The organism is Variovorax sp. BGA-UO-ETr-C22, assembly GCF_059567965.1.
In genome coordinates, this window is sequence record NZ_JCAQPA010000010.1 from 1,069,534 (window position 1) to 1,093,366 (window position 23,833).

At 69.5% G+C, this 23,833-nt stretch carries 17 protein-coding genes and 1 tRNA gene; 11 read left to right on the forward strand and 7 right to left on the reverse strand.

Translation table 11 applies throughout. The annotated features are described in order from the left end of the window. Nucleotides 1–75 precede the first annotated feature (75 nt). Together AC57B8_RS18455 and AC57B8_RS18460 are read right to left on the reverse strand one after the other, a co-directional pair. Nucleotides 76–573 (reverse strand): OmpA family protein, encoded by a 498-nt coding sequence (locus AC57B8_RS18455; protein WP_062479666.1) that lies wholly within the window; start codon nt 571–573, stop codon nt 76–78. A gap of 89 nt (nt 574–662) precedes the next feature. Then, nucleotides 663–5,162 carry a hypothetical protein gene (locus AC57B8_RS18460; protein WP_496480364.1) on the reverse strand — a complete coding sequence of 1,500 codons (4,500 nt, stop codon included), beginning with the start codon at nt 5,160–5,162 and terminating at the stop codon, nt 663–665. 298 nt (nt 5,163–5,460) lie between these two features. On the opposite strand from AC57B8_RS18460, the gene AC57B8_RS18465 reads away from it, so the two are divergent. Continuing rightward, a complete protein-coding gene (locus tag AC57B8_RS18465) occupies nt 5,461–5,895 on the forward strand; it encodes a DUF1841 family protein (RefSeq protein WP_070062687.1) in 435 nt (144 codons plus the stop codon). A gap of 4 nt (nt 5,896–5,899) precedes the next feature. Here the strand turns inward: AC57B8_RS18465 and AC57B8_RS18470 are convergent, their stop codons facing one another. Beyond that, nucleotides 5,900–6,895, reverse strand: coding sequence for a LysR substrate-binding domain-containing protein (locus tag AC57B8_RS18470; RefSeq protein ID WP_496480365.1), 996 nt, complete (start codon nt 6,893–6,895; stop codon nt 5,900–5,902). A 103-nt stretch (nt 6,896–6,998) separates the two neighbouring features. On the opposite strand from AC57B8_RS18470, the gene pcaH reads away from it, so the two are divergent. Both pcaH and pcaG read left to right on the forward strand, forming a co-directional pair. Next, nucleotides 6,999–7,721: a protocatechuate 3,4-dioxygenase subunit beta gene (pcaH, locus tag AC57B8_RS18475; protein ID WP_062482599.1), complete on the forward strand. Its 723-nt coding sequence runs from the start codon at nt 6,999–7,001 to the stop codon at nt 7,719–7,721. A 12-nt stretch (nt 7,722–7,733) separates the two neighbouring features. Then, the gene (gene pcaG / locus AC57B8_RS18480) at nt 7,734–8,345 is read left to right on the forward strand and encodes a protocatechuate 3,4-dioxygenase subunit alpha (protein ID WP_496480366.1); all 612 of its coding nucleotides are present in this window, start codon (nt 7,734–7,736) and stop codon (nt 8,343–8,345) included. Nucleotides 8,346–8,426: 81 nt separating this feature from the next. On the opposite strand, the gene AC57B8_RS18485 is transcribed toward pcaG, so the two are convergent. Next, complete coding sequence (locus AC57B8_RS18485) at nt 8,427–9,119, reverse strand: c-type cytochrome (protein ID WP_095746763.1); 693 nt, start codon at nt 9,117–9,119, stop codon at nt 8,427–8,429. Between the two features lie 150 nt (nt 9,120–9,269). Here AC57B8_RS18485 and AC57B8_RS18490 point away from each other — a divergent pair, with 150 nt between their 5' ends. From AC57B8_RS18490 to AC57B8_RS18525, 8 genes are all read left to right on the forward strand, one after another. After that, nucleotides 9,270–10,124 (forward strand): AAA family ATPase, encoded by an 855-nt coding sequence (locus AC57B8_RS18490; RefSeq protein ID WP_070062691.1) that lies wholly within the window; start codon nt 9,270–9,272, stop codon nt 10,122–10,124. Nucleotides 10,125–10,127: 3 nt separating this feature from the next. Then, the gene (locus tag AC57B8_RS18495; protein ID WP_159279304.1) at nt 10,128–10,376 is read left to right on the forward strand and encodes a hypothetical protein; all 249 of its coding nucleotides are present in this window, start codon (nt 10,128–10,130) and stop codon (nt 10,374–10,376) included. A 46-nt stretch (nt 10,377–10,422) separates the two neighbouring features. Further along, nucleotides 10,423–11,010: a GNAT family N-acetyltransferase gene (locus AC57B8_RS18500; RefSeq protein WP_496480367.1), complete on the forward strand. Its 588-nt coding sequence runs from the start codon at nt 10,423–10,425 to the stop codon at nt 11,008–11,010. A 21-nt stretch (nt 11,011–11,031) separates the two neighbouring features. After that, the gene (locus AC57B8_RS18505; protein ID WP_062482585.1) at nt 11,032–12,219 is read left to right on the forward strand and encodes a vWA domain-containing protein; all 1,188 of its coding nucleotides are present in this window, start codon (nt 11,032–11,034) and stop codon (nt 12,217–12,219) included. Between the two features lie 58 nt (nt 12,220–12,277). Further along, nucleotides 12,278–14,215 carry an autotransporter assembly complex protein TamA gene (locus tag AC57B8_RS18510; protein ID WP_496480368.1) on the forward strand — a complete coding sequence of 646 codons (1,938 nt, stop codon included), beginning with the start codon at nt 12,278–12,280 and terminating at the stop codon, nt 14,213–14,215. Between the two features lie 8 nt (nt 14,216–14,223). Next, nucleotides 14,224–18,321 carry a translocation/assembly module TamB domain-containing protein gene (locus tag AC57B8_RS18515; protein ID WP_496480369.1) on the forward strand — a complete coding sequence of 1,366 codons (4,098 nt, stop codon included), beginning with the start codon at nt 14,224–14,226 and terminating at the stop codon, nt 18,319–18,321. Nucleotides 18,322–18,382: 61 nt separating this feature from the next. Continuing rightward, a tRNA-Arg gene (locus AC57B8_RS18520) sits at nt 18,383–18,457 on the forward strand. Between the two features lie 97 nt (nt 18,458–18,554). Further along, a complete protein-coding gene (locus tag AC57B8_RS18525; protein ID WP_496480370.1) occupies nt 18,555–19,565 on the forward strand; it encodes a LacI family DNA-binding transcriptional regulator in 1,011 nt (336 codons plus the stop codon). A 26-nt stretch (nt 19,566–19,591) separates the two neighbouring features. Here the strand turns inward: AC57B8_RS18525 and AC57B8_RS18530 are convergent, their stop codons facing one another. The 3 genes from AC57B8_RS18530 to AC57B8_RS18540 are packed head-to-tail and all read right to left on the reverse strand — an operon-like array spanning nt 19,592 to nt 23,808. Next, nucleotides 19,592–21,124, reverse strand: a complete 1,533-nt coding sequence (locus tag AC57B8_RS18530) for an FGGY-family carbohydrate kinase (protein WP_496480371.1) — start codon at nt 21,122–21,124, stop codon at nt 19,592–19,594. A gap of 42 nt (nt 21,125–21,166) precedes the next feature. Continuing rightward, on the reverse strand, nt 21,167–22,198 hold the full coding sequence (locus tag AC57B8_RS18535) for an ABC transporter permease (RefSeq protein WP_496480372.1): 1,032 nt from the start codon (nt 22,196–22,198) through the stop codon (nt 21,167–21,169). Then, nucleotides 22,195–23,808: an ATP-binding cassette domain-containing protein gene (locus AC57B8_RS18540; protein WP_495272054.1), complete on the reverse strand. Its 1,614-nt coding sequence runs from the start codon at nt 23,806–23,808 to the stop codon at nt 22,195–22,197. Before AC57B8_RS18540 ends, AC57B8_RS18535 begins: the two co-directional genes overlap by 4 nt. Nucleotides 23,809–23,833: the final 25 nt, after the last annotated feature.

The following is a 23,833-nucleotide window of genomic DNA, read 5'->3' on the forward strand; positions in this document are numbered from 1 at the left end:
TCCGTCATCTGCTCTCGCTTGAATGACGTGATCGCGGACCGGAAGCCGCCCGTGAAATCATCGCGTGCTCCCGATTCAGCGGTAGCTGAACTCGGCGCGACGATTGAGCTGATGGCCCTCCTCGGTGGTGGCAAGCGATGCGGGCTTTTCAATGCCCCAGCTGACGGCTTCGATGCGTTCGCCCGGCACGCCCATCTGCGTGAGCATGCGTTGCACGGCCTCGGCGCGGCGCTGGCCGAGCGCGAGGTTGTACTCGCGGCCGCCGCGCAGGTCGGTGTGGCCTTCGATCACGACCCGGCTCGCCGGCCGGTTGCGCATGTAGCCCGCGTGCGCCTCGACGATGCTGCGGTCGCCCGTTCTGACGTCGTACCGGTCGAAGTCGAAGTAGACGATCTTGGCCGGTGTGTTCGGCGGCGGCGGCGGGGGTGCCGGCTCCACCTTGGGCACTTCGCGCACACTCTTGTTGGAGTAGTAGTAGGTCGCGTCGTCGCGACCGCCCTTGGGAGGCACACCGCAGGCAGCGAGGCTTGCGCCCATTGCCACGAGGGCCAGTATCCGGAAATTCTTGTTCATGACGGTCCTTTCGCGGGACGGGCCGCTGACGGCCCGTCCCTGTCTGCTTGCTATCGAGGTTTCCCTTCCTCCTTCTTCGTGTCCTTGGATCAGCCCAGCAGGCCGTGCAGGATGTTCGTCACGGGTGCCAGGGCACCGCCGGCCGGGCTCTGGTCGAGCAGGCTGGTGATCGGGGTGAGCACGTTGTCGAGCACCGGGGCCACCGTGTGTTCGACGGTGTCCAGCACACCGGTCACGACCGCGGCCACCGGGGCTGCCGGGGTGCCGGCGAGGATGTCGGTCACCGGTTCGACTGCGTTGGTCACGGTTTCAACCACCGTCGAGACCACCGAGCCGGCCGAGCCGTCGAGGATGCTCGTCACCGGTTCCAGGATGCCGGCCACCGGTTCGGCGCCGCCCGTCAGGCCGCCGAGCAGGCCGCCCACGAGACCGTCCGCACCGAGCAGGCTGCCGACCAGGCCGTCGTCACCGAGGACGCCACCGAGCAGACCGCCTTCGCCGCCGCCGAGGACGCCGCCCAGGAGGCCGCCGTCACCGCCGAGGACGCCACCGAGCAGGCCGTCGTCACCCAGCACGCCGTCGAGCAGGCCGCCGGCGTCGCCACCGGTCACACCACCGAGGACACCGCCCAGCAGGCCGTCGTCGCCCAGCACGCCGTCGAGCAGGCCGCCAGCGTCGCCGCCGGTCACACCACCGAGCACACCGCCCAGCAGGCCGTCGTCGCCGAGGATGCCGTCGAGCAGGCCGCCAGCGTCGCCGCCGGTCACGCCGCCGAGCACACCGCCCAGCAGGCCGTCGTCACCGAGGATGCCGTCGAGCAGGCCGCCAGCGTCGCCGCCGGTCACGCCGCCGAGGACACCACCGAGCAGGCCGTCGTCGCCGAGGATGCCGTCGAGCAGGCCGCCGGCGTCGCCGCCGGTCACGCCGCCGAGGACGCCACCCAGAAGGCCGTCGTCGCCGAGGATGCCGCCGAGCAGGCCGCCGTCGCCACCGAGGACGCCGCCCAGGAGGCCGTCGTCACCCAGCACACCGCCGAGCAGACCACCGTCACCGCCGAGGACGCCGCCCAGGAGGCCGTCGTCACCCAGCACGCCGCCGAGCAGACCGCCTTCACCGCCGAGCAAGCCACCCAGAAGGCCGTCGTCACCCAGCACGCCACCGAGCAGACCACCGTCACCGCCGAGGACGCCACCCAGAAGGCCGTCGTCACCCAGCACGCCACCGAGCAGACCACCGTCACCGCCGAGGACGCCGCCCAGGAGGCCGTCATCACCCAGCACGCCGCCGAGCAGACCGCCATCGCCGCCGAGCAAGCCGCCCAGCAGGCCGTCGTCACCCAGCACGCCGCCAAGCAGACCACCTTCGCCACCGAGGACGCCGCCCAGGAGGCCGTCGTCACCCAGCACACCGCCGAGCAGACCACCGTCACCGCCGAGAACGCCGCCCAGGAGGCCGTCGTCGCCGAGCACGCCACCGAGCAGACCACCTTCACCGCCGAGCAAGCCGCCCAGCAGGCCGTCGTCGCCCAGCACGCCACCCAGCAGGCCACCTTCGCCGCCGAGGACGCCACCCAGGAGGCCGCCCTCGCCGAGCACGCCACCCAGCAGACCGCCTTCGCCGCCGAGCAAGCCGCCCAGCAGGCCGTCATCACCCAGCACGCCGCCGAGCAGACCGCCGTCGCCGCCGAGGACACCGCCCAGCAAGCCGCCGTCGCCACCCAGCACGCCACCCAGCAGGCCATCGCCACCGATCAGGTTGGCCACGCCGTCGGTCACGAAGTCGACCTGCGTGTCCACCGCGTTCAGCAGGCCGTTCGTCGCACCGGCGCCGAGCAGCTGGTCGACCACCGGGCTGACCAGGCCGCCCACGCCGTCCGTCACGTCGTCGACGAGGCTGTCGGCCGGGTCGAGCACATTCGGGTCGTTCGGCGTGAAGCTGGAACCGAGCACCGGGGCCAGCAGGCCGTCGACCGTGTCGGTCAGGCTGTCGGTCAGTTGCGAGACCGGGGCCAGCACGTCGCCCAGGCCGAGGTCGCCAAGCACGCCGTTGTTCAGGCCGTTCACCAGGCCGGCGACCACGCTGTCGGCCGGGTCGAGCAGGGCCGCGCCGGTGCCGGGGGTGCCGCCACCGCCGATGCCGCCGAGCACGCCGCCCAGCAGACCGCCGACAAGGCCTTCTTCACCGAGCAGGCCGCCCACGGGGCCGTCTTCGCCCAGCAGGCCACCGACCACGCCGTCCGGTCCGAGCAGGCCGCCGACACCGTCGCCACCGAGCAGGCCACCCAGCGGGCCGTTGTCGCCCAGCAGGCCGCCGAGCAGGCCGTCGTCACCGAGCAGGCCGCCGATGGGGCCGGTGCCGCCGAGCAGACCGCCGACCAGGCCGTTGTCGCCGAGCACGCCGCCCAGCACGCCGTCGCCGCCGAGCAGGCCGCCGATGGGGCCGGCATCGCCGAGCAGGCCACCGACCAGGCCGTCGTCACCCAGCAGGCCGCCCAACGGGCCGTCGCTGCCGAGCACACCGCCCAGCAAGCCGTCGTCGCTCAGCAGGCCGCCGACCAGGCCGTCGTTGCCGAGCAGGCCGCCGATGGGGCCGCCTTCGCCGATGACACCGCCGAGCACGCCGCCCAGCAGGCCGTCGTCGCCACCGAGCAGGCCGCCCAGCGGGCTGTCGGCGAGCAGGCCGGAGATCGCGCCGTCCTGGCCAAGCAGGTTGTCGATGAGGCCGCCCTGGCCGAGCAGTTCGCCGGTGAGGCCTTCCGAGCCAGCCAGGCCGGCCAGTGCGCCGTCGCCGCCGAGCAGGCCGCCCACGAGGCCGTTGTCGCCCAGCAGGCCGCCGATCGCGCCGTCGTCGCCGAGCAGACCGCCCAGCAGGCCGTCCGCGCCGAGCAGGCCGCCGGTCAGGTTGCCGACGGCGCCGTCGCCCAGCAGGCCGCCGACCAGGCCGTCTTCGCCGAGCACGGTGTCGAGCAGGCCGCCGACGGCGGTGTCTTCACCCAGCAGGCCACCGACCAGGCCGTCCGGTGCCAGCAGGCCACCGACCAGGCCGTCTTCGGCCAGCACGCCGGCCACGAGGCTGCCTTCGCCGAGCACGTTCTCGAGCAGGCCGCCGAGCGCGCCGTCGTCGCCCAGCAGCTGGTCGGTGACACCGCCCAGGCCGAGGGCGTCGGTGAGGCCGCTGACGATGCCGTTGTCGCCGACGAGGTTCTCGAGCCCGTTGTTGAGCGCGTCGGTCACGTAGTCGACCTGGCCGAGCAGGCCGTCCAGGATGGCACCGGCGGCGCCGGCACCGAGCAGCGGATCGAGCACCGGGCTCAGCGCTTCGCCGAGCGGGTCGGTGATGCTGCCGACGGTGTCGTCGATCGGGTCGAGCTGGTTCGGGTTGTTGGCCTGGAACTCTTCGCCGAGCAGCGGAGCGAGCACGTCGTCGACGACGTCGGTCAGGTCATCCACCACCCCCGCCACCGGGGTCAGCGAGCCACCAAGGCCGAGCGCGTCATCCAGGCCGTCGACCACGCCACCCACGATGCCGTCGGCTGGGTCGAGGAGGTGGTCGGCGTCTGCGTCGGAGTCGGAATCGCTGTCCGAGTCGGAGTCGGAGTCAGAGTCGGAGTCACTGTCCGAGTCCGAATCAGAGTCGCTGTCCGAGTCAGAGTCTGAATCCGAGTCACTGTCCGAGTCGGAATCAGAGTCGCTATCCGAGTCGGAGTCGCTGTCCGAATCCGAGTCAGAGTCCGAATCAGAGTCGCTGTCCGAATCCGAGTCGCTATCGCTATCGCTGTCGGAGTCGCTGTCCGAGTCGGAGTCAGAGTCAGAGTCCGAATCGCTGTCCGAGTCCGAATCGGAATCCGAGTCGCTATCCGAATCCGAATCCGAATCCGAATCCGAATCCGAGTCAGAGTCGCTGTCCGAATCCGAGTCGCTGTCAGAGTCCGAGTCGGAATCCGAGTCCGAGTCAGCGTCCGCATCGGACTCACCGCCCGGGCCGCCCACGAACAGCGGGAAGCCGGTGGTGCCACCGTCGCCGCCACCGCCGCTCAGTGCAGCACCCAGCGCCGCGGCGCCCAGGGCGCCCAGCGCGAATTCACCCAGGCCGATGCCGCTGCCGGCCGCGGTCTTCTTGGTCACTGCCAGAGCGGCCGCATCGGCGTCGCTGTCCGGCGGGGTCACCTGCAGGTCGCCCGAGGCGACGTCCACATTCACTTGTTCGAGGCCACCGGGCAGCTTGGTCGAGCCGATGGTCGCATCGGTGCCGCCGGTGAAGACGCCGGCCAGCGGCGCCTTGTTGGAGGCCGATCCGGGGAACAGCACGTTGGCCTGGCCGCCGTCCGGCACGATCACGCGGTCGCCGGCCATCAGGGTCTGATTGCCGTCCACCGGAATGCGGACACCCTCGCGCATCACTGCAACGCCGGGCGTAGCATTGGACAATGTGCCCACGCTGGGCGACGCCACGGCCGCAGGCGCGGCGGAGGCGCCGGCGCTGATGCCCGGCGTGCCGAGCGGCGTGACGGTGGCTTGGGCGAGAACCACGGGCGCGCCAGTGGCGGCGAGCCCTTCGGTCGAAACGGTCGATGCTTGTGGAGCGGTCATGGCAGCCTCTGTGACAAAAGATGCATCTACAGGGGCAACTTGCGTGCCGCTTTTCCGCCGCCGTGCCAACGCCGCGCCATCGGCGCTTCAAGTGATTGATTTGTATGGATATTTTTCTGAAAACCGCGCAACACACCGGCCTCCGAAACAGCCCGTAAGGAGGTCAATTCGCGATTCGTTACGTAACGATGTAACGCCTCGTACCCGGAACGCCGGGCGTGTCACGCGCACTTTCCACAGCCCTGGCGCCCACGCCGCGCCACCCGCTTTTTCTCTTTCCTTCTTCTCTCTTCTATATATGTTCAATCCCTCCCAGGAAGACGTGCGCCGCTTCTTCTGCGACGTGTACGCCAAGCACCGGCAGGGCCTGCCGATGGAGCCGCTGGAGACCATCGCGGCCGGCTGGATCGACGAGCACCCCGAGTACCACGAGGACCTGCTCGACGCCGATGCGGCGGTGGCGCGGGTCTACGACGGATCGAACGGCCGCGAGAACCCGTTCCTGCATCTGTCGATGCACCTGTCGATCAGCGAGCAGTGCTCCATCGACCAGCCGCGCGGCATCCGCCAGGCCGTCGAGCTGCTGGCCGCACGCCGCGGCTCGCTGCTGCATGCGCACCACGAGGCGATGGATTGCCTGGGCCAGATGATGTGGGAGAGCCAGCGCGCGGGACGCCCGCCGGATGGCGATGGCTATGTGGCCTGCGTGCAGCGTCGCGCCACGAAGGACTGAGCGATCAGCCGGCGGCGCGCGGCGTTCCTTTTCGCGCCGGCAACGCGCCCTGCGCCTTCGCCGCCTCGCGCAGCAGCCCCGCCATCGCGGCGCGCATCGGCGACGGCTCGGCCTCGCTGCGCTGCAGGAGGCCGACCGGCTCCTCTGTGCCGGTGGTGTCGATCGGCAGCCGCACCAGGCGGCCATCGGCCAGCTCGCTGCGCGCGGCGCCCAGCGGCGTGATCCACACCGCATCCGACACCGCCACCAGCGCGCGCGCCACCGCCACGTCGAGCGTCTGCAAGGCGTTGGGCGGCAGCGCGAGGCCGCGCGCCGACAGGAAACTCTCGGTGTTGTGGCGCGGGGCCGTGCCCTCGCCGTACACGACCAACGGATAGTCGAGCACTGCCTGCACCGGCGCTGCCTTGAGTGCAAGCGGATGGCCGGCGCGCACGGCGAACACCAGCGGCTCGGTGTGCAGCAGCTCGAAGCTCAGGCCCCCCATCAGGCGCGGGTCGCTCATGCGGCCCACCACGAGGTCGAGTTCGCCGGCGCGCAGCTCGTCGAGCAGCACGGCGTTGGCCGCGCTCTTCACCAGGATCTGCACCGCCGGCCAGCCCTCGCGCAGCCGCGCCAGCGCCACCGGCAGCAGCGCGGGCGCCACGCTGGGCAAGGCGCCGATGCGCAGGCGCTCGATGCGCCCGCCCGCCGCCGGCGCCACGGCCTGGGCGCTGGCGTCGAGCGCTTCGAGCACGCGCAGGGCGTGGGCCAGCAGCTGTTCGCCGGCCGGCGTGAGGCCCTGCACGCCGCGGCGACCGGCCTGGCTGCGTTCCACCAGCCGGGTACCGACCACGGCCTCGAGCTCCGACAGCGTCTTGGACACCGCCGGCTGGCTCAGCGCCAGCCGCTCGGCAGCGCGCGCCAGGTGACGCTCCTGCGCGACCGCGACAAAGGCGCGCAGGTGCCTCAACTGCACGTTGCGCACGAAATCCTGGCGAAGCTCGGCGGGAGACTTTTTCAATGCCTTCTGGTTATTGAAACTGGAACAATCTTCAATTTACATCATTGATCGCGACTTCTACAGTGCGGGCTTCGGATTCGTCCCACGACAGGAGACAACGTACATGACCAAGACCAGCGGCGTTCAGCCCACCCTCACCCCGCGCGACTGGGACGCCCACCCCAGCTACATCTACCCCGGCTACAAGTCGACCGGCAAGCGCGGCCCGCAGAAGCCGCTCATTCCGCTGAAGGCCTCGCTCGGCGAGCTGCAGCAGCCGGTGTACGGCCACGACAGCATCGGCGAGTTCGACCACGACCTCACGCGCAACGCGCGCGTCAACGGCGAGCCGCTGGGCGAACGCATGATCCTCACCGGCCAGGTGCTCGACGAGCGCCGCCGCCCGGTGGCCAACACGCTGGTCGAGCTGTGGCAGGCCAACGCCTCGGGCCGCTACGTGCACAAGGTCGACCAGCACGACGCCCCGCTGGACCCCAACTTCCTGGGCGCAGGCCGCTGCCTGACCGACAGCGAAGGCCGCTACCGCTTCCTGACCATCAAGCCCGGCGCGTATCCCTGGGGCAACCACCCCAACGCCTGGCGCCCGCAGCACATCCACCTGTCGCTGTTCGGCCAGAGCTTCGCCAGCCGCCTCGTGACGCAGATGTACTTCCCCGGCGACCCGCTGCTGCAGTACGACCCGATGGTCACCGGCACGCCCGAGCGCTACCGCAACCGCCTCATTGCCGACTTCAGCCTCGACATCACCGAGGAAGGCTACGCCCTGGGCTACCAGTTCGACATGGTGCTGCGCGGCGCCGATGAAACGCCGTTCGAGAACCGCTGAAAGGAATTCCCCATGCCATTGATGACCGCACAGGAAGCCGACTTCGGCCAGACCCCCTCGCAGACCGTGGGCCCCTACTTCGCCTACGGCCTCACCGCCACGCAGTACGGCTACAACTTCAACCAGCCCTTCGACGCCGTGCTGGCGCTGGACACCGCCAGCGGCCAGCGCATCCGCCTCGAAGGCCGCGTGATCGACGGCGACGGCAACCCGATCAACGACGCGCTGGTCGAGATCAGCCAGCCCGACGGCGAAGGCCGCTACCCGCAGACGCCCGACGAGGCACGCGCCCTGGGCTTTCGCGCCTTCGGCCGTGTCGGCACGGGCACCGACGCGCAGAACCGCTTCGTATTCCATACCGTCAAGCCCGGCGCCGAAACGCCCGGCGAAGCCCCGCACATCAACGTGATCGTGCTGATGCGCGGCCTGCTGCTGCATGCCTTCACGCGCGTGTATTTCAGCGACGAGGCCGAGGCCAACGCGAAGGACGCCGTGCTGCAGAGCGTGCCGGCCGAGCGCCGCCACACGCTGGTCGCCGAGCGCGTGGCGCAAGGCGGCGCGGTGACGTACCGCTTCGACATCCGCATGCAAGGCGCGGACGAGACGGCCTTCTTCGACGTCTGACCCCCGGGAAAATCCGGACGAAAAAAAGCCCGCATCAGCGGGCTTTTTCTTTGGAGCACCAGTCTTGCGGACTGGCCTGGCTTACTGAGGCGCGTGATGCAGGCGCGATTCAGGCACGACCTTCAGTTCGCCGGGCAGCGTGCTGATGTAGGTGGCCAGCGTCTTCAGCTCGGCGTTGGTGAACTTCTTGGGTTCGACCTGCGCGGCCATCACGGCGTTGGAGCGGCCGAGGTGGGGGTTGTTCTTCACGCGGTACGACTTCAGCGCCACGAACAGGTAGTCGGCGTGCTGGCCGGCCAGCTTGGGCACGGTGCCGTCGTTCGGCGTGTTGAAGTTGGCGCCGTGGCACTTGGTGCAGCTGTTGTCCTTGTCGCGCGCGATGAGCGCCTGGACGTTCTCGGACGCGGCCTTGGCCGGTGTGGCCGCAGGCGCGTCGCCTTCCTTCACGCCCAGCTGGCTGTAGTAGGCCGAGAGATCGGCGATGTCCTGTTCGGTGAGGCTGTCGGCGATGGCGCGCATCGTCGGGTGCTTGCGATCACCGCCCTTGTACGCGGTGAGCGCGGCCGAGATGTAGGTGGCGCTCTGGCCCGCGATCATCGGGACCTTGTGGATCTCGGGGAAGCTCGCCTGGTAGCCGATGATGCCGTGGCAACCCACGCACATCTGGACCTTCTTGGCTCCGTCCTGGGCCTTGCCAGTGACTTGTTGGGCTTGGGCCGAGACCGTCACGCAAGCGACAGCAAGGGCAAACATCGTGGTCAACAACTTGTTCATTTTGCGCGCACAATCTCGTGGAGATACAGTTTTTCGAATCAACATTCGATTATATGCAAGGGTCCCACGGGAACCTCGCGCGAGCTGCACAAGAGACTGCGCAATGCAGATCGAGTGTGTTCTTTTCTCCACCCTGCCTCCGCTCCACTCATGAAATTCAAGGGCTCAGACAACTACGTCGCCACTCAGGACCTGATGCTGGCGGTCAATGCGGCCATCACACTCCAGCGCCCCCTGCTCGTCAAGGGCGAGCCCGGCACCGGCAAGACCATGCTGGCCGAGGAAGTGGCGCAAGCGCTCGACATGCCGCTGCTGCAGTGGCACATCAAGTCGACCACCAAGGCGCAACAGGGCCTGTATGAATACGACGCCGTGAGCCGCCTGCGCGACTCGCAGCTGGCCGACGTGGACGGCGGCCAGCGCGTCAAGGACATCCAGAACTACATCGTCAAGGGCGTGCTGTGGCAGGCCTTCACGGCCGACAAGCCGGTCGCGCTGCTGATCGACGAGATCGACAAGGCCGACATCGAATTCCCGAACGACCTGCTGCGCGAAATCGACCGCATGGAGTTCTACTGCTACGAGACGCGCGAACTCATCCGCGCCAAGCACCGTCCGCTGGTGTTCATCACCTCGAACAACGAGAAGGAACTGCCCGACGCCTTCCTGCGCCGCTGCTTCTTCCACTACATCAAGTTCCCCGATGCCGAGACGATGAAGCACATCGTCGCCGTGCACTTCCCGAACCTGAAGCAGGAGCTGCTCACGTCGGCGATGAAGACCTTCTACGACGTGCGCAACCTGCCCGGCCTGAAGAAGAAGCCCTCGACCTCCGAGCTGCTCGATTGGCTCAAGCTGCTGGTGGCCGAAGACATTCCGCTCGAAGCCCTGCAGAGCAAGGACGACAAGGTCGCCGTGCCCCCGCTGGTGGGCGCGCTGCTCAAGAACGAGCAGGACGTGACCCTGTTCGAGAAGCTCGTCTTCATGCAACGCAACAACCGCTAGGCCATGAGCCGGCAACCGCATTCCACCAGGCAGCTGATGAAGCTGGGCATCGCCCAGGCGGTGCTGTTCGTGGTGGGCGCGCTGATCGGGCGCGGGATCGGGCTCTTGCTCGGGCTCGACGCCTTCGGCACCGACAGCAAGTACGGCACGCGCGAGATCGTCGGCATTGCGCTGATCGGCCTGGGCGGCGGCGCCGGTGCGCAGGCCGCGCGCGCGTGGTACGTGCACAAGTACGGCGACCCGCGCGGCTGAGCCCCAGATCCATCGAGACCCGCACGGAGACACGGAGAGTTTGCACATGGCGTTCGTCGAACCCGTCACGCTGAAGGCCCGCGGCCTCGCGCTGGTGCCGCTGGCACTCACCCACGAAGACGGCCTGCGCGCCGCGGCCGCCGATGGCGAGCTGTGGAAGCTGCGCGTCACCTCCGTGCCCGAGCCGCAGGACACGCGCGCCTACATCGAGACCGCCCTCAAGACGGCCGACCGCTTCGCCTTCGCTGTCACCGACGAAGCCACCGGCACCGTGCTGGGCAGCACGAGCTTTCACGACATCCTTCCGGGCGTGAAGCGCGTCGAGATCGGCTACACCTGGTACGCCGAGCGCTGCCAGCGCACTCACGTCAACACCACCTGCAAGCTGCTGATGCTCACGCACGCGTTCGACACGCTGGGCTGCAACGTGGTGGGCTGGCGCACTGACAACTTCAACTTCGCCTCGCAGCGCGCCATCGAGCGTCTGGGCGCCAAGAAAGACGGCGTGATCCGCGGCCACGTGATGCGCCGCGACGGCACCATCCGCGACACCGTCATGTACAGCCTGCGCGCGGGCGAATGGCCCGAGGTGAAGGCCCAGCTGCTGTACCTGCTCGACAAGCCGCGCGGCTGAACGAAACACAAGGAGCGCTCCATGCTCATCGACTTCTTCTACACCCTGCGTTCGGCCAAGCTGCCGGTGTCGGTCAAGGAATACCTCACGCTGCTCGAGGCGCTCAAGTCCGACGTGGTGGGCCCGAACTCCGACGGCGCCTACGGCATCGACGATTTCTACTACCTCTCGCGCACCGCGCTCGTGAAGGACGAGAAGCACTACGACAAGTTCGACCGTGCCTTCGCCGCCTACTTCAAGGGCGTCGAGATGCTCACCGACTTCACCAAGGAAGTGCCGCTCGACTGGCTCAAGAAGACGCTGGAGCGCGAGTTCACGGCCGAAGAAAAAGCCAAGATCGAGAAGATGGGCTGGGACGAGCTCATGGAAACGCTCAAGAAGCGCTTCGAAGAGCAGAAAGAACGCCACGAAGGCGGCAGCAAGTGGATCGGCACCGGCGGCACCTCGCCCTTCGGCAACGGCGGCTACAACCCGCAGGGCATCCGCATCGGCGGCGCCGGCAAGAACCGCAGTGCCGTGAAGGTGTGGGACCAGCGTGCCTACAAGGACTACGACGACACGCAAGAGCTGGGCACGCGCAACATCAAGGTCGCGCTGCGGCGCCTGCGCAAGTTCGCGCGCGAAGGCCACGAGGAAGAGCTGGACCTGGACAACACCATCCACTCGACCGCCGCCAACGCCGGCTACCTCGACATCAAGATGCGGCCCGAGCGCCACAACAACGTCAAGGTGCTGCTGCTGATGGACGTGGGCGGCACGATGGACGAGCACATCCAGCGCGTCGAAGAGCTGTTCTCGGCCGTGAAGACCGAGTTCAAGCACCTGGAGTTCTACTACTTCCACAACTGCGTCTACGACTTCATGTGGAAGAACAACAAGCGCCGCTTCTCCGAGAAGTTCGCGACCTGGGACATCCTGCGCAAGTACAACAAAGACTACAAGCTGATCTTCGTGGGCGACGCCACGATGAGTCCTTACGAAATCTTGCAACCTGGCGGCAGCGTCGAATACAACAACGAAGAGGCCGGTGCCGAGTGGATCCAGCGCCTCACGCACACCTTCCCCAAGTTCGCCTGGATCAACCCCGAGCCCCAGGGCGTGTGGCAGTACCGCCAGAGCATCGCGGTGATGCAGCAGCTCATGTCCAACCGCATGTACCCGCTCACGCTGCGCGGCCTCGAAGAGGCGATGCGCATGCTGTCCAAGTAACCCGCGGCCCCGCACAAGTGGGGGGCAACCGCCATACGGGTGCTGTCAGAATGCCCCCATGGTCAGGGTGGCATCCGTTCTTTCGCCGGCGTTGTGGCCGGCTTTGCTTTTTTCCGGCGTCCTGCTTTTGCAAGGCTGCAGCCTGCTGCCTAAAAAAGAGGCGGCGGACACCGGTGCGTCCACCGCCGGCGTGGTGCGCAGTGCCGATGCCGACAGCCACGGCGACAGCGCCAAGGACGACGACAAGGCCAAGGCCGACGGCCGGCGCAACGCCTTCACCGTCGACGTGCGCGGCCCCGAAACCGAGCGCGACTACCTCGCGCGCCACCTCGAAATCCAGCGCTACCGCGAGCTCGACGACCTGGGCGTGACCGAGGTCTCGCGCCTCATGGTCGCGGCCGAGGCCAATGCGCGCGAGCTGCTGGGCACGCTGGGCTACTTCACGCCCACGCTCACGCTCGAACTCAACGAAACGCCCGACAGCACCGAGGCCCCGCGCGAGGTCGTCATCACCGTGGCGCCCGGCGAGCGCACGAAAGTGTCGACCGTGCAGATCCGCTACGCCGGCCAGATCGCCAACGACCCCACTGCCGAAGCGCAGCGCGACGCCATCCGCACCGGCTGGGCGCTGCGTGCCGGCGAGCCCTTCACGCAAGGCGCGTGGGACGACGCCAAGACCACCGCGCTGCGCAGCCTCACGGCCAAGCGCTTTCCCACCGGCAGCGTGGAGATCAGCCGCGCCGAGATCGACGCCGACCGCCACGAGGCCCGGCTCGGCGTGACCTACCAGTCGGGCCCCGCCTATAAGTTCGGCCCGCTGGTGCTGCGCGGCGTGGAGCGCTACGACGCCGACGCCGCGCGCCGCATCGCGCGCCTGCCCACCGGCACCGACTACGACCAGCAGAAGCTGCTCGACGCCCAGCAGCGCCTGGCCAGCAGCGGCTACTACGACTCGGTGTTCCTCACGCTCGACACCGACAGCAACACGCCGCTGGCCGCGCCCGTGATCGCGCAGCTGCGCGAGGCGCCGCTGCAGAAAGTGGTGATGGGCGTGGGCTTCACCACCGACAACGGCCCGCGCCTGTCGATCGACCACACCCACAACCGCATGCCGCTGCTCGGCTGGCGCGCCGTGTCGCGGCTCTCGCTGGACAACGACATCCAGTCGCTGGGCACCGAGTGGAACGCCGTGCCCGACGACCGGGGCTGGCGCTGGTTCGCCGGCGGCGAACTCAAGAGCGAGCAGTCGGGCAGCTACGTGGTCGACAGCGGCCGACTGCGCGGCGGGCGCAACAAGTCGAGCGACCACATCGATCGCAGCTACTTCCTGCAGTACGACTACGCCCACAACCGCGGCACCGACGCGCCGCCCTCGGCCTCGGCCGTCACCGCCAACTGGGGCTGGACCGGGCGCTACTTCGACGACAACTCGGCGCCCTCGCGCGGCTACGGCCTGGCGCTCGAAATGGCTGCGGGCTACACGCTCACCGGCCAGCAGGTGCCCTTCACGCGCACCTACGCGCGCTTTCTCGGCGTGCTGCCGCTGGGCGCGGCCGAGGACAAGAACGCCCGCGCGCGCCGCAGCCGGCTGCAGATGCGCCTGGAGGCCGGCGCCGTCGCGGCCAAGGACAGCGCGCAGATCCCGTCCACGCTGATGTTTCTTACCGGCGGCGACACCACCGTGCGCGGCTACAGCTACAAGCAGATCGGCACCGTGCGCGCCGACGGCAAGACCGTGGCGGGCCGCTACCTCGGCGTGGCCAGCCTCGAATGGCAGCGCCCCTTCGTCTACAAGGACAAGCTCACCGAATGGGAGAGCGTGGTGTTCGTGGATGCCGGCGCCGTGGCCGACAAGCCCGGCGAGCTCAAGCCCAAGGTCGGCGTGGGCGTCGGCGCGCGCTGGCGCAGCCCGGTCGGCCCGGTGCAGGCCGACCTGGCCTACGGCGTCGACTCGAAGAAATTCCGCCTGCACTTCCGTCTCGGCTTCACCTTCTGACCCGCTTCATGCCGTCCACGCCCACCACAGCCACGCCCCGTCCCCGCTCGCGCACCCGCCGCGTGCTGCGCGCGCTGGGCTGGACGCTGGCGGGCCTGTTGCTCGTCGTGCTGCTGCTCGCCGCAGGCACGTGGTGGTGGCTCGGCTCGAACAAATCATTGGCCTTCGCGCTCGCCCAGGCCGCACAGCGCCTGCCCGCGGGCCAGACGCTCGAAAGCCGCGACGTGACCGGCTCGCTGCGCACCGGCGGTCGCATCGGCTGGCTCAAGTGGCAAAGCGAGAGCCTCGCGGTCGAGGTGAACGACGCCACGCTCGGCTGGCAGCTCGCCCCGCTGTTCCAGCGCAAGGTGCAGCTCGGCGAGATCCACGCGGCGAGCCTGTCGATCGAACGCCGCGGCCCGCCCAGCGACACGCCGACCGAGCCGCTCACGCAGGTCGCATTGCCCGTCGAAGTGGCCGAGGTGCCCTTCCGCATCGACGAGGTGCGCTGGGCCGGACCGCCCGCGCTGGAAGCCAAAGGCCTCGCGGGTCGCTACAGCTACCTCGGCGCGCAGCACGCGCTGGACATCGAAGGCGTCGACATCGCCGACGGCCACTACAGCGCCCGCGTGCGGCTGCAAGGCCCGGCACCGATGGCGCTCGACGCCACGCTCGACGGCCGCGTGAAAGCCCCGCTCGCCGAAGACCGCCACATCGAGGTGCAGGCCAGGGCCTCCGTGAAAGGCACGCTGGCCGGCCCCGAAGCGCGCCTGCAGATCGCCGCCGACCTGCAGCCCACCGAGCCCGACGCCGAAGCGCCCATGGCCGCCCAGCTGCGCGCGCAGATCGCGCCCTGGCTGCCGCAGCCCGTGATCGACGCCAAGGCCGACCTGCGCAACGTCGACGCCGCCAGCCTCTGGCCCGGCGCACCCCGGACCCGGCTCACCGGCACCGTCGAACTCGCGCCCGACGCTGCCACCGGCCCCGCCGCTTGGAAGGCCTCGGCCGACATCCGCAACGCCGTCGCCGGCCCGTGGGACGAACAGAAGCTGCCGGTCGAACAGGTCCAGGCGCAGGTCGGCTTCGACGGCACGACCTGGACCGTGCCCGAAGCCACCGTGCGCGCGGGCGGCGGCCGCGTCGACGCCGAAGGCAGCTGGAGCCCCGCGCCCTCGCCCTGGCAGGTGCGCGCCACCGTGCGCGGCGTGCGGCCCGGCGCGCTGTACAGCGAGCTGTCGGGCGCGCCCGTCGGCGGGCAGATCAGCGCGCGGCAGGCCGAAGACTCCGACACCCTCGTCTTCGACGTGGCCCTCCGCGCCGAAGGCAACGGCGGCGCCGGCAGCAAGGCGCTGCCCGGCTTCGGCCTGGACCGCGCGCTGGCGCAGGGCCAGTGGAAAGACCAGGTGCTCGACCTGCGCACGCTGCGCGTCGAAGCGATGCGCGCCAGCATCGACGGCAAGCTGCAGGTGCGCGTGGCCGAGCAGGCCGCCAACGGCAAGCTCGCCCTCTCGCTGCCGGGCGGCAGCGCGCAACTCGACGGCCGCATCGCGCCCACCACCGGCGGCGGCGACCTCCAGGCACGCATCGACGACGCCGAAGCGATGCAGCGCTGGGTGCAAGGCCTGCCGGGCCTGTCAGCCGTGTTCGCGAACGCCAGTGCCAAGGGCAGCGCCCGGCTCGACGCCAGCTGGCAAGGCGGCTGGCAGACCGTGCAGCGCCGCATCGAGAACCCCGGCGCCCCGGCCGCACGCGGCAATGCCGAGCCCAGCCTCAAGGCCGCGCTCGCCGTGCCGCGCCTCGACCTGAACCTGCCCGCCGCCCAGCCCGGCGGCACGGCCACCAGCGTGCAACTGCGCGCACTGCAGGCCGACCTCGCCGGCAGCATCGCCCAGGCCACGCTGACGCTCAAGGGCGAAGCCACCACCGGCACGCAGAAGCTGGCGCTCGACACCCGCGCCAGCGGCGGCCTCGCCAGCGCCAACCAGTGGCGCGCCACCCTCGCCAGCCTGCGCCTGCAGGCCCAAGACACCGTCACCGCGCGCCCCGGCCAGGGCCCTTGGGTGCTGGAGCTGGGCCGCGAGGTCACGGCCACCGTGCGCGCCGCCGACAACCGCCTCGACGTCGAAGCCTCCGCCGCCGACGCCACCCTGCGCGGCCCGCTGCCCGGCACCGTGCGCATCGACTGGCAGCCGCTGCGCTTCAACCAGAGCGGCGCCGCGCCCAACCGCGTGTTCCGCCTGCAGTCCAAAGGCCAGATGCAGGGCCTGCCGATGGCCTGGGCCGGCGCGTTCGGCGCCAACGCCACGCTGAGCGAACTCGGCATCAGCGGCGACCTGCTGTTCAACGGCGACTGGGACATCGACGCCGGCGACACCCTGCGCGCCAAGGCCCGGCTCGCGCGCCAGAGCGGCGACATCCGCGTGCAGGCCGGCGAAGCCGCGCTCGTCACCCGCATCACCAGCACCGGGACCGGCACCGCGAGCGAACGCACCATGAGCTCGGCCAGCGGCAAGAACGAGGTCAACGGCGTCGACGTCACCGCCACCCCGGCCGGCCTGCGCCGCGCTGAACTGCAGCTCGACGCGCAAGGCGACGCCGTGCGCGCCACCCTGGCCTGGGACAGCGAACGCGCCGGCCGCCTCGACGCCGAACTCGGCACCCGCATGCAGCAGCGCAGCGGCGGCTGGCAGTGGGCGCCCGACGCGCCCCTGAACGGCACCCTGCGCGCCGCGCTGCCCAACCTGGGCGTGTGGTCCATGCTCGCGCCACCCGGCTGGCGCATCGCCGGCACGCTCGACGCCAACGCCACCCTGTCGGGCAACCGCACCGCGCCGCGCTGGAACGGCACGCTCGGCGCCGACCAGCTCGCGCTGCGCGCCCCGGTCGAAGGCCTCGACCTGCGCGACGGCCGCCTGCGCGCCTCGCTCACCGGTGACCGCCTGGAGATCACCGAGTTCACGCTCAAGGGCGGTGCCGGCAGCAACGCGCGCATCGGCGGCCAGAGCGGCAACCGCAGCACCGCCGCCAGCGAAGCGCGCACCGACGGCGGCTCGCTCACCGCGCGCGGCGACCTCAGCTGGGGCAGCAACAACAGCACGACCAGCACCGGCATCCGCATGGCGCTGCAGGCCGAGCTGCGCGCCCTGCGCGTGCTGGTACGCACCGACCGCCAGGTGTCGCTGTCGGGCAACCTGCAGGCGCGGCTGGACGACGGCCAGTTCAACGTGCGCGGCAAGCTCAAGACCGACCGCGCCGTCATCATCCTGCCCGACGAGACCGCGCCCAGCCTGGGCAGCGACGTCGTCGTGCGCTCGGCCGCCAAGGACAAGGCTGCCGCCGAGGCCGCGCAGCGCGAATCCGCCAAGGCCGACGCCCAGGCGGCCAAGGCCGCCAAGCCCCAGACCGCCAAGCCGCCGGACATCGTCGTCACCTTCGACCTCGGCGACGACTTCGCCGTGCAGGGCCGCGGCATCACCACGCGGCTCGAGGGCGAACTCGAAATCCGCAGCACCCGCCTGGACGCCCCGCCGCGCATCACCGGCGAGGTGAAGACCGTGAAGGGCCAGTACCGCGCCTACGGCCAGCAGCTCGACGTCGAGACCGGCATCGCGCGCTTCAACGGCCCCTTCGACAACCCCGCGCTCGACATCCTGGCCATCCGCCCGAACATCGCGCAGCGCGCCGGCGTGCAGATCACCGGCTCCGCGCAGTCGCCGCGCGTGAAGCTCTACGCGGAGCCCGCGCTGTCCGACGCCGAGACGTTGTCATGGGTCATCCTGGGCCGCGCCTCGGCCACCAGCGGCGGCGAGTCGGCCCTCTTGCAGCAGGCCGCCCTGTCGCTGTTCGGCAAGATCGGCGGCACCACCACCGGCGGCAGCCTGGCCAGCCGTTTCGGCCTGGACGAACTCGGCTTCAAGGGCCCCGGCAACGGCGGCGACCTGCGCGAGTCGGCCGTCACGCTGGGCAAGCGGTTGTCCAAGGACTTCTACATCACCTACGAACGCAGCCTGGGCGGCACCTTCGGCACCCTCTTCATCTTCTACGACCTGACCAAGCGCCTCACGCTGCGGGGCCAGGCGGGGCAGACGAGCGGGGTGGACCTGATCTATACGGTGAAGTACGACTGAGGGCGGCCGAGACACCCCAAGCTGGTAAAGTGCGGGCCGCGCAGCAGCAGCAGCGCACACCGTCTTCGTAGTTCAATGGATAGAACGGGGTCCTCCTAAGACTCAGATACAGGTTCGATTCCTGTCGAAGGCACCATGAGACCGTTGATTTCGATGAACCGGAAGTTCGACGCCGACCGCTCTTGCCCTCCTGCCACGCAAGGACCTGGTGGCCGCGCCGCCGGGCAAGACCGATGACCCGACGCGAACCGACCATCTACGATCTGGCGCGCATCGCCGAAACCTCCGCGTCGACGGTCAGCGCGATCCTGAACGGCACTTGGAAGAGTCGCCGCATCGGCGAGGAAACAGCCATGCGCGTGCTGGCGCTCGCCAAGGACCTGAAGTACACGCTCAACCGCCAGGCCAGCGGCCTGCGGCGCAAGCGCTCCGGGTTGATCGGCATGGTCATTCCGATGCACGACAACCGCTTCTTCAGCGCCATGTCGCAAACCTTCGAACGGCTGGCGCGCGAGCGGCATCTCTACCCCATCGTGGTCAGCACGCTGCGCGACCCGAAGCTCGAGGCAGAGACGGCGCGCACGCTGATCTCCTACCAGATCGAGTACCTGCTGGTGACCGGTGCCACCGCGCCGGATGCGGTGAGCCGGATCTGCTCGCACCACGGCATCGCGCACCTCAACGTCGACCTGCCGGGCAAGCTCGCGCCCTCTGTCGTCTCCGACAACCGCTGGGGCGCGCGTGAACTCACAGCGCGGCTCGTCGCACGGTCCAAGGTGCCGCGGGCGTCCCGGCGCAACCGGTTCTGTTTCGTCGGCGGCATTCCGGGCGACCACAACACGGCGCGACGCATCGAAGGTTTCTCGGACGCCATCACCGACGCGTTCGGCAGCCTGGACGGCGCGGACATCGACGCCTGCGGCTACGAAGCGGACCAGGCCGAAGTGTCGATGCGGGCGCTGTACGCGCGCTTGGGAGGTTTGCCGCGCGGCCTGTTCGTCAACTCGACCATTGCCCTGGAGGGCGTGGTGCGGTTCCTCAAGACCTTGCCGCTCGACGAAGTCCACCAGTGCGCCATCGGCAGCTACGACTGGGATCCGTTCGCGATGTGCCTGAGCTTTCCCCTGCTCATGGTCCGGCAGGACATTCCCGGCCTGCTCGGAAAGGCCTTCGAGATCATCGACTCGGGGCACTTCGACCCCGGCGAGCTCATCCAGATCCGGCCCGAGCTGATTGAAACCTGAGCCGGGCTGTCGGCCCCGCGGCCGGGCTAGGCCGGCCCTGACCCCGCCTCGTCCGACGCCATCGCCTTCAACGCGTGCATCACGTCGCGGGTGCCGTCGTAGAGCTTGCGGTACTGCGCGTACATGCGGTCGTACACCGCGCGGCGCGACGGATCGGGAACGATGCGGCGCCCGGGCCGGACCCACTGCGCGATGTCGCTGCGGCGGATCAGGCCGGCGGCGCAGCCGGCCAGGAATGCGTCGCCGAAACTCGCGCCCACGGTCACGGCCGGCACTTCCTGTTCGACCTGCGTGATGTCGGAGACGATCTGCAGCCAGGTGTTGCCCTGCGCGCCGCCGCCCACGGCGACCACCCGGTTGACCTTCGCGCCGATGTCGGCAAAGGCCTCGAGGTTGTGGCGCACGCCGAAGCCCACGCCTTCCAGAACCGCCCGGAAGAGCTGCTCCCTCGAGTGAGACAGGCTCAGCCCGGCGATGACCCCGCTGGCACGCGTGTCGTTGATGGGCGTTCGCTCCCCGCTGAAGTACGGCAGCACCAGCAGGCCGCCCGCACCCGGCGCGACGCGGGCGGCGCCATCGAAGAGCGTGGCATAGCCGCCGGGCTCTTCCAAGTCGCGTGCCAGCTCGTCCTTGAACCAGCGTGTGAGGCTGCCGGTGGTGCTCATGCCCGCGGCCAGGTTGAACTGTCCCTCGTACGCGCCGGCCACGGTCCACACCCGCGGATCGGGTGTCGGCTGGTCCTGCACCAGGACGAAGAAGGTCGTGCTTCCGTACATCACCATCAGGTCGCCCGGTGCGACCGCGCCCACGCTGATCGCCTCGCTCAGCGCATCGACGGCCCCCACGGCCACCGGCGTCCCCACCGACAGGCCGGTGGCTGCCGCGGCCTGCGTGCTGATCTCGCCGGCGATCTCGTCCGACCAGGCCGGGCGCGGCAGCGCGTCCAGCGTCACGAACGAATGATGGAAGCGTGCGTCCCACGTGCCGGTCGCGGGGTTGTACAGCGGCATGTAGTGGCTGGCCGTGTGCCGGTCGATGCAGTGCCGGCCCGTCAGGCGGTAGCCGAGGTAGGAACTGGCCGTGGCCAGGTACCGGGTCGCCGCCCAGACCTCGGGCTCGTGCTTGCGAATCCAGCGGATCTTCGGCCCGATGGCCTGGCTGGTGAGGTCCATCAGCGAGAACGCGCGAATGGCGGCGGCACCGAGCTCTGCCTCGATCTCCGCGATTTCTTTCTCTGCCCGCACATCCACGCCATACAGGATGGCGGGCCGCAGCGGGCGCATCTCGGCATCGAGCGGCACCACGCAGGGGCCGATGGCGCTGACCGCGACGGCGGCGATGTCGCTGCCGCTCAGGCCGGTGCCCTCCACCACCATCTTGCACAGCGCACACACGTCATGCCACCAGACCTTGTCGGCGTCCTGCTCGACATGGCCGGGGCGCGGCAGGCTGATGTCATGCGGGATGGTGACGGTGTTGAGGATCCGCCCCTCGAAGGTCGTGAGGGTGGCCTTGCTGCTGTAGGTGCCGACGTCGATGCCGAGCAATGCGTGCTTCATGGGTGCGGGTGCGATCAGGAGGACAAGGGTGCGACCCCGGGATCAGCGCGTTCGCCGGATCGAGAACAGCGTGCCGGCGACGAGGATGAACGCGCCCACGATGACTTTCTGCCACGTGCTGGGCACCCCCGCCAGGATGAGCACGTTGTTGATCAGCGTGACCAGCAGCACGCCGAGCAGCGTGCCGAAGACCGTGCCGTTGCCTCCCGTCACGCGGGCGCCGCCGAGCACCACGGCCGCGATCACGTCGAGCTCCGTGCCGACGAGATCGAAAGGGTTGGCCAGCCGGTTGCTCGAGACATGGACGATGCCGGCGATGCCGGCGAGCAGGCCCGCGTAGCCGAACACGAACATGTGCACCACGCGCAGCCGGAACCCCAGGCGCTCGGCAATGCCGAGATTGCCGCCGATGGCATACACCGCGCGTCCCATGAGCGTGCGATTGAGGATGAACCAGGTGAGCATCGCGGCCGCCGCGAGAACGAGGACCGATGCGGGCAGCACGGACATGGCGCCTCTATCGGTGGCATGGCGCAGCAGCGCCGCGCGGCCGAAGCTGTCCATCGGATCGGGGATCTCCATGAAGAACACCGTTCCGATGAACGTCAGGAGGAAGCCCCGGAACAGGTACTGGGTGCCGATGGTGACGATGAGCGACGGCGCCTTCAGCCAATCGACGAGGCAGCCGTTCAGCATGCCCAGGAGCACGCCGCCGAGGGCGCCCGCCAACAGGATGAGTGGCATCGGCGCATAGGGCCACCACAGCGTGACCGCCTTGGTGATCGCGTACATGGTGAGCGCGGCGATCGCGGTGAACGAGACGTCGATGCCTCCCGCAGCCAGCACGACGAGCACGCCCAGGGCAAAGATGCCGACCACCGTGCAGGAACGCAGGATGTCGAAGAGCGTCCCGACCTGCAGGAAGTCGGGGTTGATGACGGCGACCGCGATCGCGACCAGCGCGATCATCGACGCGGTGAAGAACTCGGGGCGCGCCGTCGAAAGACGACGTGGGTGCGCGGGCGCCGCAACGGCCGTCACGCTGCGGGGCTCTGTCGATGTCGTGGCCGTCATGGGGTGCTCTTCGGGAGGGTGTCGGACAGCAGCGCCCGATACAGCGCGCTTTCGTCCAGTTGCTGCGCATCGAACTGCGAGACCAGCCGCCCCTTCTTCATCAACAGGATGCGGTCGCAGTTCTGCAGCAGTTCGGGCAGGTCGTCGCTGACCAGGATCACGGACATCCCGGCGTCGGCCAGGCGCTGGACGAGGCGATAGATGATGTCCTTCGACCCCACGTCCACGCCGACGGTCGGGCCATGCAGGATCAGCAGGCGCGGCTGGATGGTCAGCCAGCGACCGATCAGCACGCGCTGCTGGTTGCCGCCCGACAAGGACTGCACCGCACGCCGCACGTCGGGCGTCGCGATCTGCAGGTCGCGCACGATGGTTTCGGCCATGGCTTGGCCGCGCCGCGGCTCCAGCAGCCCCAGGCGACCTCTCAGCTTCGAGATCACCACCGAGACGATGTTGTCCTGGATGGGCTTGTCGAGAAACAGGCCTTCGCCGAGCCGGTCTTCCGGTACGTAGCCGATGCCCCGCGCGATCGCGTCCGCGGGCTGGCGCAGGGCGATGGCCTGGCCGTCGAGTTCGATCGATCCGCTGTCTGCCGGCGCCACGCCGGCGAGTGCATGTGCGAGTTCGTTGCGCCCCGAGTCGAGCAGGCCCGTCACACCGAGGATCTCGCCGCCGCGTAGCTCGAATCCGACGTCGGCAAACGCGCCGCGCCGGCCCAGGCCCCGAACCGCCAGGAGCACCGGGCCGCCGGTCGGCGTGGTTCGGTATCGCCGGGTGGCGATGTCGCGCCCCGTCATGAGGCGCGCCAGTTCCGCCTTGTCGAAGTCGGCGATGGGCCCTTGCGCCACCTTCTGGCCGTCGCGGATCACGATGACCTCGCCGCCGATGGCGTAGCACTCGTCCAGCTTGTGGCTCACGAACAGCACCGCGACGCCGCGCGATTGCAGCCTTCGCACCACGGCGATGAGGTTTTCCACCTCGCGCCGGGTGAGCGCGGTGGTCGGCTCGTCCATGATCACCATGCGCGCGTTCGTGGCAATGGCGCGCGCGATGGCGACCAGTTGCCGGGTCGCGATGGGCAGCGACTCCACCTGCGTGGCCTGGAAATCCGCGGTGTCGGGCAGGCCCACCGTCGCCAGCGCACGGCAGGCGGTCTGCGCCAGCTTCCGGCGGTCCAGCAGGCGAGACAAACGCCCCCGGTTCGCGACGAGCTGCTCGGTCAGCCCGATGTTCTCGGCGACGCTCAGGTTGGGCAGCAGCGAGAGGTCCTGGTAGACCGTCTCGATGCCGGCCGTGAGCGAATCCAGCGACGACAGCGCGCTGAAGCGCACGCCCTGGATGCGCAGCTCGCCTTCATCGGGCGGTTGCACGCCTGAGATGATCTTGATCAGGGTGCTCTTGCCGCACCCGTTCTCTCCCAGCAGGTGATAGACCTCGCCGGCCCGGACGGTCAGCGAGACGCCCCGCAGCGCATGCACCCCTGCAAAGCGCTTGTGGACGCCCACCACCTCCAGGAACGCCGGGTCGGCGGCGGCCGCGGTTGCCGTGCCTGCGGCTTCGTGTTCGCGCGCGGACGCGCGCGCCTCTTGGACAACCCCGGTGGACGCCATGCTTCAGTTCTCGCTCGAATGCGCT

Bases quoted from the DNA above. Each gene is read 5' to 3' on its own strand.
- AC57B8_RS18485 (WP_095746763.1), bottom strand. From the start codon at position 9,119: ATGAACAAGTTGTTGACCACGATGTTTGCCCTTGCTGTCGCTTGCGTG.
- AC57B8_RS18525 (WP_496480370.1), top strand. From the start codon at position 18,555: ATGACCCGACGCGAACCGACCATCTACGATCTGGCGCGCATCGCCGAA.
- AC57B8_RS18515 (WP_496480369.1), top strand. From the start codon at position 14,224: ATGCCGTCCACGCCCACCACAGCCACGCCCCGTCCCCGCTCGCGCACC.
- AC57B8_RS18465 (WP_070062687.1), top strand. From the start codon at position 5,461: ATGTTCAATCCCTCCCAGGAAGACGTGCGCCGCTTCTTCTGCGACGTG.
- pcaH (WP_062482599.1), top strand. From the start codon at position 6,999: ATGACCAAGACCAGCGGCGTTCAGCCCACCCTCACCCCGCGCGACTGG.
- AC57B8_RS18495 (WP_159279304.1), top strand. From the start codon at position 10,128: ATGAGCCGGCAACCGCATTCCACCAGGCAGCTGATGAAGCTGGGCATC.
- AC57B8_RS18460 (WP_496480364.1), bottom strand. From the start codon at position 5,162: ATGACCGCTCCACAAGCATCGACCGTTTCGACCGAAGGGCTCGCCGCC.
- AC57B8_RS18540 (WP_495272054.1), bottom strand. From the start codon at position 23,808: ATGGCGTCCACCGGGGTTGTCCAAGAGGCGCGCGCGTCCGCGCGCGAA.
- AC57B8_RS18500 (WP_496480367.1), top strand. From the start codon at position 10,423: ATGGCGTTCGTCGAACCCGTCACGCTGAAGGCCCGCGGCCTCGCGCTG.
- AC57B8_RS18490 (WP_070062691.1), top strand. From the start codon at position 9,270: ATGAAATTCAAGGGCTCAGACAACTACGTCGCCACTCAGGACCTGATG.
- pcaG (WP_496480366.1), top strand. From the start codon at position 7,734: ATGCCATTGATGACCGCACAGGAAGCCGACTTCGGCCAGACCCCCTCG.
- AC57B8_RS18455 (WP_062479666.1), bottom strand. From the start codon at position 573: ATGAACAAGAATTTCCGGATACTGGCCCTCGTGGCAATGGGCGCAAGC.
- AC57B8_RS18530 (WP_496480371.1), bottom strand. From the start codon at position 21,124: ATGAAGCACGCATTGCTCGGCATCGACGTCGGCACCTACAGCAGCAAG.
- AC57B8_RS18535 (WP_496480372.1), bottom strand. From the start codon at position 22,198: ATGACGGCCACGACATCGACAGAGCCCCGCAGCGTGACGGCCGTTGCG.
- AC57B8_RS18510 (WP_496480368.1), top strand. From the start codon at position 12,278: ATGGTCAGGGTGGCATCCGTTCTTTCGCCGGCGTTGTGGCCGGCTTTG.
- AC57B8_RS18505 (WP_062482585.1), top strand. From the start codon at position 11,032: ATGCTCATCGACTTCTTCTACACCCTGCGTTCGGCCAAGCTGCCGGTG.